Source organism: Eikenella sp., assembly GCF_057315495.1.
Window position 1 is genome coordinate 1 of sequence record NZ_DBHKXY010000023.1, and the last position, 13,192, is coordinate 13,192.

10 protein-coding genes are annotated in these 13,192 nt (G+C 54.5%); 7 read left to right on the forward strand and 3 right to left on the reverse strand.

Going from position 1 to position 13,192, the window contains the following annotated elements; translation table 11 throughout:
* From ACO6EE_RS03360 to ACO6EE_RS03370, 3 genes are all read left to right on the forward strand, one after another.
* On the forward strand, positions 1–266 hold a 266-nt coding region (locus ACO6EE_RS03360), incomplete at its 5' end, for a DNA helicase UvrA (RefSeq protein WP_485959225.1).
* Positions 267–276: 10 nt separating this feature from the next.
* Positions 277–1,518: a PIN-like domain-containing protein gene (locus ACO6EE_RS03365; protein WP_485959227.1), complete on the forward strand. Its 1,242-nt coding sequence runs from the start codon at positions 277–279 to the stop codon at positions 1,516–1,518.
* Positions 1,519–1,737: 219 nt separating this feature from the next.
* Entirely contained in the window at positions 1,738–2,271 is a 534-nt protein-coding gene (locus tag ACO6EE_RS03370) for a restriction endonuclease (protein WP_485959229.1), read from the forward strand.
* A gap of 239 nt (positions 2,272–2,510) precedes the next feature.
* Here ACO6EE_RS03370 and ACO6EE_RS03375 read toward each other — a convergent pair whose 3' ends face one another.
* The 3 genes from ACO6EE_RS03375 to yjgA all read right to left on the reverse strand — a co-directional run bounded on the left by ACO6EE_RS03375 (position 2,511) and on the right by yjgA (position 6,174).
* A complete protein-coding gene (locus ACO6EE_RS03375; protein ID WP_485959230.1) occupies positions 2,511–3,539 on the reverse strand; it encodes an ACP S-malonyltransferase in 1,029 nt (342 codons plus the stop codon).
* A 294-nt stretch (positions 3,540–3,833) separates the two neighbouring features.
* Positions 3,834–5,288, reverse strand: coding sequence for an AmpG family muropeptide MFS transporter (locus tag ACO6EE_RS03380; RefSeq protein WP_485959263.1), 1,455 nt, complete (start codon positions 5,286–5,288; stop codon positions 3,834–3,836).
* A 328-nt stretch (positions 5,289–5,616) separates the two neighbouring features.
* A complete protein-coding gene (gene yjgA, locus ACO6EE_RS03385) occupies positions 5,617–6,174 on the reverse strand; it encodes a ribosome biogenesis factor YjgA (RefSeq protein WP_485959231.1) in 558 nt (185 codons plus the stop codon).
* Between the two features lie 204 nt (positions 6,175–6,378).
* Here yjgA and ACO6EE_RS03390 point away from each other — a divergent pair, with 204 nt between their 5' ends.
* From ACO6EE_RS03390 to ACO6EE_RS03405, 4 genes are all read left to right on the forward strand, one after another.
* Positions 6,379–6,543 carry a virulence RhuM family protein gene (locus ACO6EE_RS03390; protein WP_485959232.1) on the forward strand — a complete coding sequence of 55 codons (165 nt, stop codon included), beginning with the start codon at positions 6,379–6,381 and terminating at the stop codon, positions 6,541–6,543.
* A gap of 121 nt (positions 6,544–6,664) precedes the next feature.
* Positions 6,665–9,508, forward strand: a complete 2,844-nt coding sequence (locus ACO6EE_RS03395; protein WP_485959234.1) for a DNA methyltransferase — start codon at positions 6,665–6,667, stop codon at positions 9,506–9,508.
* Between the two features lie 97 nt (positions 9,509–9,605).
* Positions 9,606–11,882 carry a Tex family protein gene (locus ACO6EE_RS03400; RefSeq protein ID WP_485959236.1) on the forward strand — a complete coding sequence of 759 codons (2,277 nt, stop codon included), beginning with the start codon at positions 9,606–9,608 and terminating at the stop codon, positions 11,880–11,882.
* 73 nt (positions 11,883–11,955) lie between these two features.
* Complete coding sequence (locus tag ACO6EE_RS03405) at positions 11,956–12,963, forward strand: hypothetical protein (protein WP_485959238.1); 1,008 nt, start codon at positions 11,956–11,958, stop codon at positions 12,961–12,963.
* Positions 12,964–13,192: the final 229 nt, after the last annotated feature.

A 13,192-nucleotide genomic window follows, 5' to 3' on the forward strand; every position in this document is an offset into this window, starting at 1 on the left:
TCCTCGACGAACCCACCACCGGCCTGCACTTCGCCGACATCGCCCTGCTGCTGGAAGTCATAGGTCGTCTGAAAGGCAAAGGCAACTCGATTGTGATTATCGAGCATAATCTTGACGTGATTAAAACAGCGGATTGGATTGTGGACTTGGGACCTGAAGGCGGAGATGGTGGGGGGAGGATTGTGGCGGAGGGGACGCCGGAGGCGGTTGTGGGAGTGGAGGGGAGTTATACGGGTAAATATCTTAGACAAATGTTTTTTAAATAAAGGATTAATTATGAAAAATGAATTTATTGGGTTTTATGTACCAACAAAAGAAATGTTAAAAGCGGCGTGGGGAAGCGAGAAAACCCTTTTTATATTCGATACAAATGTACTTATTAAATTGTATAGTTATCAATCCGGAACATTAGATGATTTCTTTTCTATTTTGGAATACTTAGGAGAGAGAATTTGGTTACCTCATCAAGTTGGATTGGAGTTTCAAAATAGGCGTCTTGATATAAAGCACAGAGAAAAACAGAAATTTCAAGAAATATATAATCACCTTGATGAAATATTAGCAATAGAAACAAAAATTAATCAGAAATTTTTAAAAGGTAGATTTCCTAGTCTTGACTCATCTACTGAAAAACTATTTAAGTCAATTCAAAAATCAATAGAAACTTTTAAAGTTTCGCTACAAGAATGTGATAGCTCTCAACCAAATATTCGCACACATGACGAGATTAGAGAAAAATTAGATACCTTTTTCAGGAATAAAATTGGATCGGCATATACGCAAGAAAAATTAAATGAATTATATAAAGATGGAGAAATTCGCTACTCTAAAGAAATTCCTCCTGGTTTTAAGGATTCAAGTAAAGAGGGAAAGGATTATATTTACAGAGGTGTTGAATACAAAAGAAAATTTGGAGATTTAATTTTATGGAAACAAATTATTGAAAAAGCAAAAAACGAAAAAGATGCGGGAAAAATTGAAAATATAATTTTTATTACTGATGATGAAAAAGAAGATTGGTGGTTTTGTATAAATCAAAATGGACGGAAGATAATTGGTCCACATGCTAATTTAACGCATGAAATTATTGATGAGGGAGGGATTTCATTATTCCATATGTATAATACAGCGTCTTTCTTAGAAGATGCGAAAGAAATTTTATCTGATATCAGAATTCAAGAATCTTCAATTTTAGAAGTCGAGAAAACTAATGAGGCAGAGAAAAAATTGCATACGCAACAGGAAGAGAAGGTAAGAAAAAATAATCTTTCACAAGAACTGCAAAAAGAAGAATTAACTTCATTAGCTTTATATTATAAAAACTTAAGAAATATGATTCAACAACAAGACCATATAAGGGAAATTAACAACTCAATAAAACATCCGTGGGATGAGATTGTTAAACAGAAAGAAGCTTTAAGCAATATATATAACTCAAGCCAACTAATTGCGTTAAAAAGGATACTTGATGAACAGGAGTCTTGGAAAATAAACTTAGCATCTATGATTCTTTCTTAAATTTACCTGTGGATAAATCAACTGATGATGAGGAATCTTCAGAATGATTGATACTGCGAGCAAGCGTAGGTTGGGTCAAGACCCAACAACACCGTAAAACCCATCTGTTTTGTTGGGTCTTGACAACCCAACCTACAATCTTTCCAGACAGCCCCAAAGGCAGCCTGAAACCCCATCTTCAGGCGGCCTTTCCATCCACTCCAAGCAAAAGGACACTCCATGCCCGCTATCATCACCGACCCCGCCCGACTCGCCGCCGCCCACGCGCGTTTCACCCAAGCCCTGCAAGCTGCCCTCAGCCAAAAAATCCCCTGCACCATCGCCGCCGTCAACGGCGGTTTTGACACCGAAGCCGCCTACTCGCCCGAGCTGGATTTGTGGTACGCGCAAACGCAAGACGGTAAAAAATGCTGGAACGGCTTCGGCATCGGCGCACCCACCGCCGGCAAAAAAGCCGCCCTCGCCGCCGAAATCAATTTCCCGTCCGACGGCATCAACCGCGCCTTATCCGGCGCATTCGCCGCCGATGAAAACGGCGACATCCTAGTTCTGCACCGCGGCAAAATCCGCGGCGGCAAAGCCCTGTTTTTCAAATACTACACTGGCAAAACCATCACCGCCGACGACGGCGGCAAACCCGACACCTTCGCCCTAATCAGCAGCCTGAACGATGCCGACTTTCCCGCCCAACTCGCCGCCTTCGTGCGCCAAATCCTAGACATCAAAGCCGCCGCCAAACACGATGTGGCATAATGGTTTTTCAGCAAGCCGTAGCCTGCATACCCAACCCACCCATCTAAAACAAATCCATGTGCAGGCTGCTTTTCAACTCCGTTGGAGCTTCGTTCCCAGCAAGCTACCATTCAAACGCCCCATCAATAAAGGCTACCTGAAAGCGTGGGCTTCAACGAAGTTAAAACTCACTTCGTTCGTTTTCAGGTAGCCTTTTCTTAACTTCACGGCAGCCGCGTTTCAAAAATCAGACCCCGCCGTTATCCGCCAAACAACGCCACCTTGCCTTCCGCGCCGGAAACATCCAGCACCTCAATTCCTTGCCCGTCCAGCACGGCCTGCGTCAGCATGGCCACGCCGCCGGAGGGGCCGATTTCCAAAATCCGCCGCACGCCCAGCGCGACCATGCTGCGGCATTCTGCCACCCAGTCCACCGGATCCATCAGGATATTGTGCGCGATGCCGCGTGCCTGTTCCACGTCCAAACCGCAGGCGGCCGCCCATTCGGCCACTTGTGCCACGGCGGGCAACATGGCGGGGTGGTGGAAACCGACTTCCACGTCCAGCCGCCACAGCAGGTTTTCGGGCGTTTGGCCGTTTTCGTCTTTCACCGTGTCCGACAACACGCCGCACACGCGCGCCACCGATTCGGGCTTGCCGCTGACGACAAAGCCGTCCGCGCTGTTCTGCAATCCGATACACGGGCGATCGGCGGAATCTGCGGGGAACAGTTCGTCAATCAGGGCGGCAAGCTGCCCGCGGCTCACGCCCTGCACCATCACCATCGGATGATTGCCGTCGTGCAGATACATGCCCGTTGCGCGCCCTTGCAGCGTGGCCGCCGCGCCAATCAATTCGGCCAAAGCCAGCAGTTTGGCGGCGTGCTGCGGCTCGCGCATCAGATAACGCCCGAGTACGCCCTGCGAATGCCCGATAACGCCCGCCGCCTTGCCGCTGTCCAGCCCGCGCGCTTCCAGCGTGTGCAGATTGGCGATTTGCGCAAGGAAAATGCCGGGTGCGCTCACGGCGGCGCGCACCAAATCGATGCCGTCCGCGCCGTTTTCCGCCCATTTGATCGGCTCGAAGCCCTGCGGGCGGGCGGCGGCAATCTGCTCCGCAACAGGCTTCAAGATTCGAGCGGCAGCAGCGGCCACTTCGTTTGCCCTGTCCCGCGCCCTGTCGGCCAAAGCCTCGCGCAGGCTGCTTATCCAATCAAAGCCCTGCCCGGAGAAGCAGAGGGCGAAGGGTTCGTTATGCAGTTGTTCAAGCAGGCGGTTTTGTGTAGCCATGATGTTGCTCCCGTAAGTGATGGATTTCAGACGACCTATGCCATCCGCAAGATGCCAATCAATGCTGGCAGATGAACTGCTTAAGATTAACTATACGGGCTGCTATGGTAACGGATGCTGTGCTAGGTCAAACATCGGGCTGTTTGTAGAGCAGGGAAAAGGTGATGGCTGGGAAATAGGGATGGGGGAAAAGGCTACCTGAAAAATATTCGCCTTCATTGAAGCAAACATTTTTCAGGTAGCCTTTGATTGATTTAGCGTACAACTTATTGCAAATTAAGCCTGCATTACCCTTTACTCCTGTAGCGGCAGCTTACGCCCTACCAGCCACACCAGCCCGAGCACCGGCACGCCTAAGAGCGCGGTGAAGAGGAAGAAGCCGTCGTAGCCGATTTGGTTCACGATGCTGCCGGAGTAGCCGCCCAGCGTTTTGGGCAGTAGCGTCATCAGCGAACTGAACAGGGCGTATTGCACGGCGGTAAATCGAATGCTGGTGAGCGAGGAGAGGAAGGCCACAAACACGGCGCTGGCCAGCCCGCCGGCGAGGTTGTCGAAGGCCACGGCCAAATAGAGGAAGGGCAGGTTGTGCCCCTGCCAAAACAGCAGGATAAACAGCAAATTGGTGGCCGAAGCCAGCACGGCGCCAAGCATCATCATTCGCATCACGGCAAACCGCTGCGCCAAGAGGCCGCCGAAGAAGCCGCCGGCAATCGACATCAGCACGCCGAAGGTTTTCACCGCCCCGGCAATCTCGTCTTTGCTGAAGCCCATATCGGCATAAAACACATTGGCAATCACCCCGGCCACAATATCCGAAATACGGTATAGCCCGATTAAGGCCAACAGCAGCGCGGCATGGCGGCCGTAGCGTTGGAAAAAGTCGGCCAGCGGCAACACCCAGGTTTGCCGCACCACTTCGCCGCGTACCAACCCCAGCATCACCAACAGCCGACCCGTCAGCACCGCCGCCATCAGTGCTGCCGAAAGCCGCGCACCTTCCCACAACAGGGAAAGCAGCGGCCCTTGGTTTTCAGGTAGCCACCCGCCAACCACTCGGAACACCAGCACAAAAGCCGCCACCGCGCACACAAATAAGCCCACCAGCCGCGCATTGTCGCCCATCGCCAAGCCGGCCGGCCGCTCGCGCTTGACCGCAGGCTCGGCCACCCACAGCGTGGTGAGCACGCCGGCGCCCATGGTGGCCGCCATCAGCCAATAAGTGTTGCGCCAGGCGGCATACAGATAATGCCCCTTTTCCGAGCCGAAGCCGCTGGCCAGCCACAACGCGCCCGCCCCGGCCACAATCATGCCCACGCGGTAGCCCGCCGTATAAGTGGCCGACATCACCGACTGCATCGCCGCATCGCCCGGTGCGCTTTCGATGCGGTAGGCATCAATCACCACGTCCTGCGTGGCCGAAGAAAAGCCGAGCAACACCGCTGCTGCCGCCATCCACGGCAACACCGCCGCATTGGCCGGATTGAGCGCGGCCATCGCCAAAATCGCGGCGATAATCAGCCCCTGCGCCAGCAGCAGCCAGCCGCGCCGCTGCCCGAAACGGCGCGTGAGCCACGGCAGCGGCAGCGCATCGATCAACGGCGCCCAGATAAATTTGAAGGAATAGCCCAATGCCGCCCAGCTGAACATAGTCACCGTGGCGCGGTCGACGCCTGCTTCGGTAAGCCACAGCGAGAGACTGGAGAAAATCAGCAAAATCGGAATCCCCGCCGCAAAACCGAGCAACAGCATGGCGATGGCGCGGCGGTCGGCATAGCCCGCCCACGCGCGCCGCTGCGGCGTTTGGCCGTCGGCATGGGAGGAATCGGCTGGGCGTTGGCTGGATAAGGTCATGGTGCTGCTCCACTGCGGGGTAAAACTAGAAAACGCGGCATTATAACGCGTTTGCTGAAACGGCAAGGTTAAGCCTCAATCAAGATGAGCCCTCCCTCTGTTGCCCTATTTTGATTTTCATCCACTATAACCACCAAGCCTAACACCAGCCAGCGCAAACAAAATAAAGGCTACCTGAAAACCATTTTTCAGGTAGCCTTTGTCTTGCTGGCCAGAGCTAAACCGCTTATTCCTGCTCCCCGCTCTGTTCGTCTTCCTCCTCCGGCATATCTGCAGCAGGGTTATCCGCCTCCATCGCTTCTTTCAGATAGCGGTAGAGCGTGCGGAAGTGTTTGGGTGGCTTGGCCTGCTCGCGTTCCTTGCGCGTGTTGCGGATCAGCGTGCGCAACTGGCCGGCTTCGGCCGCGGGATAATCGCGCAGGAAGGCAGTGAGCGCATCATCGTTTTCCAACAGGGTTTCGCGCATCTGCTCCACACGCTGTAAGAAGGCGTTGTAGGCAGCGTGGCTGCCCTGCAGTTTGTCGAGAAACTCGCGGATCGGCTCCGGATCGAGATCGCGCATCAGGCGGCCGATGTATTGCGTTTGCCGCTTGAGCGCACCATTGCTATTGATTTTCTTATACATGGCAATGGCTTCACGCAATTCTTCGGGCAATTCGATTTTCTTCAAGGTATCGCCGGAAAGGCGGGCAAGCTGCATGCCCAAATCCTGCAAATCGTGCATTTCTTTTTTGCGGCGGGTTTTGCTCACCCATTCCTGCTGGTCGTCTGGCTGCTGTTGCATAACGGTTTCCATAGAAAAAGTTGGCGGCATTTTAGCAAATATTGGGCGTGGCGGCTTTCAGGTAGCCTGAGTTTAGGCAGGAAGGTCATCTGAAAACTAAAATTACCGTAAGAAGGCTGACTTTCTGTGAGGCTAAACTGATTGGTAGATATGGCATAATCCGATTTTCAGGTAGCCTGCACCCCAAAAACCCAAGGAAAACCCATGTCCGACATCCTGATTTACCAAACCGAAGACGGCCGAACCCAAGTAAACCTGCTGGCGCAGGAACACACCGTTTGGCTCAACCAAAGCCAACTGGCCGAACTTTTTGACACCTCCGTGCCAAACATCGCAACGCATATAAAAAATATATTGGAAGACAAATAGTTGGGTGAGAATTCAGTTATTAAGGATTTCTTTATCACTGCCGCAGGCGACACAATTACCACGAACGCCCATCTGCCAGAATAAACAACCGCCCGCAACCCCGGCCCGAAAGTCCCTCCCCATGACCGCCTACACCTACGAACACAAATATCGCCTTGCCGCCCAATTTGCCCGCCGCTTCCAAAACGAAAAGCGCGAACGTGCCGAAAAAGACACCTTTTGGAACGAATTTTTCGCCATTTTCGGGCTGGACCGCTTCCGCACCGCCACCACCGAATACGCCGTCAAACACCGCAACGGGCACACCAAATTTGCCGACGTATTCTGGGCGGGCAGGCTGCTTTGCGAACACAAATCCGCCGGCAAAGACCTTGACGCCGCGTTTGAACAGGCGATGGGCTATGTGGAAGAAATCCGCCGGCACAACCCCGACGACGTGCCCCGCCACATCATCGTGTCCGATTTCGCCACCATGAAACTCTATGATTTGAAAGATGACACCAACGTTTTCTTCCCACTGTCCGACCTACCCGAACACATCAAGTTGCGCCATTTCGACTTCATGGACGGCATCACCCACGAACTGCGCCAAGCCCAAGAACAGGCCAACATCGAAGCCGCCGCCGCAGTGGGCAGCCTCTATCAGGCCTTCCGCGCCGACGGCAGCTACGACGAACACAGCCTGAAACAATTCCTCATCCGCCTGCTGTTCTGCTTTTTTGCCGACGACACCCTGATTTTCGAGCCCGGCCAATTTGAAGGCTACCTGAAAAAATACACCCGCGAAGACGGCGAAGACATCGGCGGCACGCTCAACCGCCTGTTTGCCGTGCTCAACACCCCACCCGAACGCCGCGCGCAAAACATGAACACCGAACTGCGCGCCTTCCCCTATGTGAACGGCAAACTGTTTGAAGAACAGCTCGGCGAATTTTATTTCAACACCGAACTGCGCGAACTGCTGCTGCGATGCTCCGCGCGCGACTGGGCGGAAATCAGCCCCGAAATCTTCGGCAACCTGTTCCAAAGCGTGATGGACAACGTGGAACGCCGCGAACTCGGCGCGCACTACACCGAAGAAGGCAACATCCTCAAAGTCATCGACGGCCTGTTTATGGACAACCTGCGCCAACGCTTTCAGGCAGCCTGCAAAGTATCGGGCAAAGCCAAACGCACCGCCGCCATCCACGAGCTGCACCAAGAAATCGGCCGCCTGCAATTTCTCGACCCCGCCTGCGGCTGCGGCAACTTCCTCGTCGTCGCCTACCGCGAACTGCGGCGGCTGGAAGACGACATCATCGGCGAACTGTTTGCCTCAGGCCAGCTGCTCGACATCTCCACCATGCTGCAAACCCACATCGGCCAGTTTCACGGCATCGAAATCGACGAATACCCCGCCCAAATCGCCAAAGTCGCCATGTGGCTCACCGACCACCAATGCAACCTGCGCACCGCCGAACGCTTCGGCCAAACCCGCCCCTCCATCCCGCTCACCGACAGCGCGGAAATCATCAACGCCAACAGCCTGCACACCGACTGGCCGCAGACCGACTATATTTTCGGCAACCCGCCGTTTGTCGGCTCCACCTATCAAACCGCCGAACAAAAAGCCGACACCCAAGCCGTTTCAGGCAGCCTGAAAAACGCAGGCATCTTGGATTACGTGGCCAACTGGTACGTCAAAGCCGCACGTATCATCACCCGAAACCCCAACGTGCAGGCTGCTTTCGTGTCCACCAACTCCATCACCCAAGGGCAGCAGGTGGAAGCCCTGTGGGGCAGCCTGCTGCCGCAGGGCGTAGAAATCCACTTCGCCCACCGCACCTTCCAATGGACCAGCCAAGCCAGCGGCAAAGCCGCCGTGCATTGCGTTATCGTCGGATTCAGGCAGCCTGCACGGCACACGGGCGCGAAATACCTGTTCGACTATCCCGACATCAAAGGGCCGTCTGAAAAACATGCCGTGCAAAACATCAGCCCCTATCTGCTGGATGCACCCAATATCATCATCGGCAAACGCAGCAAACCCATCTCGGGCGAAGCGGAAATGATATATGGCAATAAGCCGACCGACGGCGGTAACCTGCTTTTGAGCACCGCCGAAAAACAAGCCCTGATTGCCGCTGAACCCTTGGCCGCGCAATACATCCGCCCGTTTTTGGGTTCGGAAGAATTCCTCAACAACAAAGAACGCTGGTGCTTATGGTTTCACGGCATCAGCGAAACGCGATTGCACCAAGATTTGAAACAAATGTCGCAAGTGGCGCAGCGCATCGCAAACGTAAAGGAATACTACAATGAAGACACAAAAGAATGGGAAGGGCGTTTACACAGCACGAAAGCCGCCACCAAGAAAAAAGCCGCCACGCCCCACCTGTTTGACGAAATCAGGCAGCCTGCAAGCGGCAACTATCTGCTTATTCCCCGCGTTTCATCGGAAACCCGCGAATTTATCCCCATCGGTTATGTGGATTGCAACACCATTAACAGCGATGCCAACTTTATGCTGCCCAACGCTACGCTGTACCATTTCGGCATCTTGTCCAGCACCATGCACAACGCCTTTATGCGCGCCGTGGCCGGCCGTCTGGAAAGCCGATACCGCTATTCCAACACCATCGTGTACAACAACTTTCCCTTCCCCTTCGCCCCGCAAAGCGAAGGCCGCCCCGCCCCCGCCGCCGAACAAAAACACCGCGCCGCCATCGAAGCCGCCGCCCAAGCCGTGCTTGATGCCCGCGCGTTTTACCGCCGAGAAGCCGCGCAGGAAGGCCTGCCACCGCCCAGCCTCGCCGACCTGTACCGCCCCGACGCCCCCTTCACCCGCCTGCACCAAGCCCACCGCGCCTTGGACAAAGCCGTCGATGCGGCATACGGCTACAAAGGCGGCCGCGACGACGGCAGCCGCACCGCCTTCCTCTTCGCCCTGTATCAAAAAGCCGTGGCGGAAGCAGGCAAACGCTAAGACCGTCTGAAACCCAAACCCCAAAAAGCAGCCTGCACTTTTCAACTTCGTTAAAGCTAACGCTTTCAGGCAGCCTGCACCCATCCAAAGGATCCCCATGAACATCACCCAAATCCTCTCTCAAAAACTCTCCGCCACCGCCGCGCAAATCACCGCCGCCGTCGAACTTTTGGACGACGGCGCAACCGTGCCGTTTATCGCCCGCTACCGCAAGGAGGCTACGGGCGGGCTGGACGATACGCAGTTGCGCCAGCTTGCCGAGCGGCTGCAATACCTGCGCGAATTGGAAGAGCGCAAAGCCGTTGTGTTAAAAAGTATTGAAGAGCAAGGCAAGCTTTCAGACGACCTCAGGGCGCAAATCGAAGCCGCCGACAACAAAACCGCGCTGGAAGACCTGTATCTGCCCTACAAACCCAAACGCCGCACCAAAGCGCAAATCGCGCGCGAACACGGTTTGCAGCCGCTGGCGGACGTGTTGCTTGCCGAGCAGCCGCAGGACGTGGAAGCCGCCGCGCAGGGCTACCTGAACGAAAATGTCCCCGACGCCAAAGCCGCGCTGGACGGCGCGCGCGCGATTCTGATGGAGCAGTTTGCCGAAGACGCGGAACTCATCGGCACGCTGCGCGACAAGCTGTGGAACGAAGCCGAAATTCACGCGCAAGTGGTTGAAGGCAAAGAAACCGAAGGCGAAAAATTCAGCGATTATTTTGACCACCGCGAACCCGTCCGCGCCATGCCCAGCCACCGTGCGCTGGCGGTATTGCGCGGCCGCAACGAAGGCGTGTTGAACATCGCGCTCAAATACCAGCCCGACGACACGCCAATTACCCAGCAAAGCGAATACGAGCAACTCATCACCCGCCGTTTCAAAATTTCAGACGGCCACAAATGGCTGCGTGACACCGTGCGTCTGACTTGGCGCGCAAAAATCTTTTTGTCGTTGGAACTCGAAGCCCTAAATCGTTTGAAAGAAGCCGCTGATACCGACGCGATTACCGTGTTTGCCCGCAATCTCAAAGATTTGCTGCTCGCTGCGCCTGCCGGACGGCTGACGACTTTGGGTCTCGACCCCGGCTACCGCAACGGCGTGAAATGTGCCGTGGTGGACGACACGGGCAAGCTACTGGATACCGTCATCGTCTATTTGCATCAAGAAAACAATATGTTGGCAACGCTGGCACGCCTGATTAAGCAGCACGGTGTGAAGCTCATCGCGATCGGCAATGGCACCGCCAGCCGTGAAACTGACAAAATCGCGGGCGAACTGGTGCGCGGAATGCCGGAAATGGGGCTGCACAAAATCGTCGTTTCCGAAGCCGGTGCGTCGATTTATTCCGCGTCCGAACTGGCGGCGCGCGAGTTCCCCGACTTGGACGTTTCCCTGCGCGGCGCGGTGTCCATCGCCCGCAGGCTGCAAGACCCGCTCGCCGAGTTGGTCAAAATCGACCCCAAATCCATCGGCGTGGGTCAGTATCAGCACGATGTGAACCAAAGCCAGCTCGCCAAATCGCTGGACGCAGTGGTTGAAGATTGCGTGAACGCCGTCGGCGTGGACGTGAACACCGCCTCTGCCCCGCTCTTGGCGCGGATTTCCGGTTTGAATCAAACCCTTGCCCAAAACATCGTCGCCTACCGCGATGAAAACGGCGCGTTCGACAGCCGTAAAAAATTGCTGAAAGTGCCGCGCTTGGGCGAAAAAACCTTCGAGCAGGCGGCGGGCTTTTTGCGGATTAACGGCGGCAAAGAGCCGCTGGATGCGAGTGCCGTCCACCCCGAAGCCTATCCCGTTGTCGCCAAAATGCTGGCGCAACAAGGCATTACCGCCGCCGAACTCATCGGCAACCGCGAGCGCGTGAAGCAAATCAAAGCGTCCGACTTCATCGACGAACGCTTCGGCCTGCCGACTATTCTGGACATCCTGTCCGAGCTGGAAAAACCCGGCCGCGACCCGCGTGGCGAGTTTCAGACGGCCTCATTCGCCGAAGGCATCCACGAAATCAGCGACTTGCAAGTCGGCATGATACTCGAAGGCGTGGTCTCCAACGTCGCCAACTTCGGCGCGTTCGTGGACATCGGCGTCCATCAGGACGGCCTAGTGCACATCTCCGCCCTGTCCAATAAATTCGTCCAAGACCCGCGCGAAGTGGTGAAAGCCGGCGACGTGGTGAAAGTGAAAGTGCTGGAAGTCGATGCCGCACGCAAACGCATTGCGCTGACTATGCGACTGGATGACGAGGCGGGCGCGGAAAAACGTGGGCGCAGGCTGCCTGAAACCGAAAAACGCGGCGCAAACAACCGTTCAAGCAAGCCGCCGCGCGAAAAGCAGCCTGCAAATTCGGCGATGGCGGATGCGTTTGCAAAGCTGAAGCGGTAGACTCAAACAGTGCAGGCTGCTTTTTCAGGCTGCCTGAAAGCCAACGGGCAGTATTTTTGAAAGATGGAAAGACATGACCTATCACGAACTCGCGCTGTATGCGTTACAGCAGTTGGCACGCCCAGCCAGCGCATCGGAAATTTGGGATTTTATCGAACAAAACCGGCTTTACGCCGAGCTGGACGGCTACAACCCCGAACAAGGCCTGCCGTCCATCGGCAAAACGCCGTGGGCAACCGTAGGCGCACGGCTGTATATGGAATCGAAAAAGCCCGATGGCAAAATCACGGCGCAGGGCAGCCGCCCCAAGCTGTTCTCCTTGCGGCAGGCATTTTTAGGTAGCCTGAAAGCTTTGCGGCTGCCCGAACACACTGATGTCCTGCCACCCACTATCCAAACGAAAAGAGCCCGATTCCACGAGCGCGACTTGCATCCGCTGCTGTGCAAGTTTCTGGCAGAACACCCTGTTTTTGCCGCACAGTCGCGCACCATATTCCACGAAAAAAGCGGCAAAAGCCAAAAAGGGGCGGACAAATGGCTCTATCCCGATATGGTGGGCGTGCAATTCGAATATGCCGATTATGAACATGGCAGCCTGCAAGCCTGGATGCGGAAGTTCGACCGCCTGCCGATTAAGATTTTCTCGTTTGAAATAAAAAAACATTTGGATTTCGGCAATTACAAAGAATACTTTTTCCAGGCAGTCAGCAATTCCAGCTGGGCGAACGAAGGCTATTTGGTGGCATTGTCCGTGCCGCAGGACGGCGAGTTCCGCGAAGCCTTGCAGAAACTCAGCCAAAGTTTCGGCATCGGCATCATTCTGCTGGACGCGGCCAACCTCAGCCAAAGCGAAATCCTGTCGCCCGCACGATATAAAAAGCAAATGGATTATGCGGTGATGTATGAATTGGCCGAAAAAAACTGCGATTTTTCCCAGTTCCTGACAACCATCACCGAATACGACCACAAGAACCCTCACCGTTATTTGAGCGAATTTGACGAAGTGCTGGATGATGACGCTATGACAAAATATCTGGTCACAAAAGAGATTTTGTCGGATGGAAAAGACGGATCTATCTAGCGGTGCAAAATCACGCATTCTTTGAAGGCGGATGTATTTGCGAAGTTGAAAGGGTAAGGTGTGCATCAAACAAGAGCGGCAAATTGCTTTGTCGCTCTTGTTTTCAATCTGGCTCAAGATGAGCCAATGTAAAGATGCTGTCAAAAATGGAAGCGCTGCTTTCTACTATCGCGGAGATTTGGTCAAGCAGCCGCAGGCTACCTGAAACCTATAAGCCAGCCTTGGCGAA

Excerpts from the sequence above, each read along its gene's own strand:
- ACO6EE_RS03365 (WP_485959227.1), top strand. The coding sequence starts at position 277 with ATGAAAAATGAATTTATTGGGTTTTATGTACCAACAAAAGAAATGTTA.
- ACO6EE_RS03370 (WP_485959229.1), top strand. The coding sequence starts at position 1,738 with ATGCCCGCTATCATCACCGACCCCGCCCGACTCGCCGCCGCCCACGCG.
- ACO6EE_RS03375 (WP_485959230.1), bottom strand. The coding sequence starts at position 3,539 with ATGGCTACACAAAACCGCCTGCTTGAACAACTGCATAACGAACCCTTC.
- ACO6EE_RS03380 (WP_485959263.1), bottom strand. The coding sequence starts at position 5,288 with ATGCTGTTGCTCGGTTTTGCGGCGGGGATTCCGATTTTGCTGATTTTC.
- yjgA (WP_485959231.1), bottom strand. The coding sequence starts at position 6,174 with ATGCAACAGCAGCCAGACGACCAGCAGGAATGGGTGAGCAAAACCCGC.
- ACO6EE_RS03390 (WP_485959232.1), top strand. The coding sequence starts at position 6,379 with ATGTCCGACATCCTGATTTACCAAACCGAAGACGGCCGAACCCAAGTA.
- ACO6EE_RS03395 (WP_485959234.1), top strand. The coding sequence starts at position 6,665 with ATGACCGCCTACACCTACGAACACAAATATCGCCTTGCCGCCCAATTT.
- ACO6EE_RS03400 (WP_485959236.1), top strand. The coding sequence starts at position 9,606 with ATGAACATCACCCAAATCCTCTCTCAAAAACTCTCCGCCACCGCCGCG.
- ACO6EE_RS03405 (WP_485959238.1), top strand. The coding sequence starts at position 11,956 with ATGACCTATCACGAACTCGCGCTGTATGCGTTACAGCAGTTGGCACGC.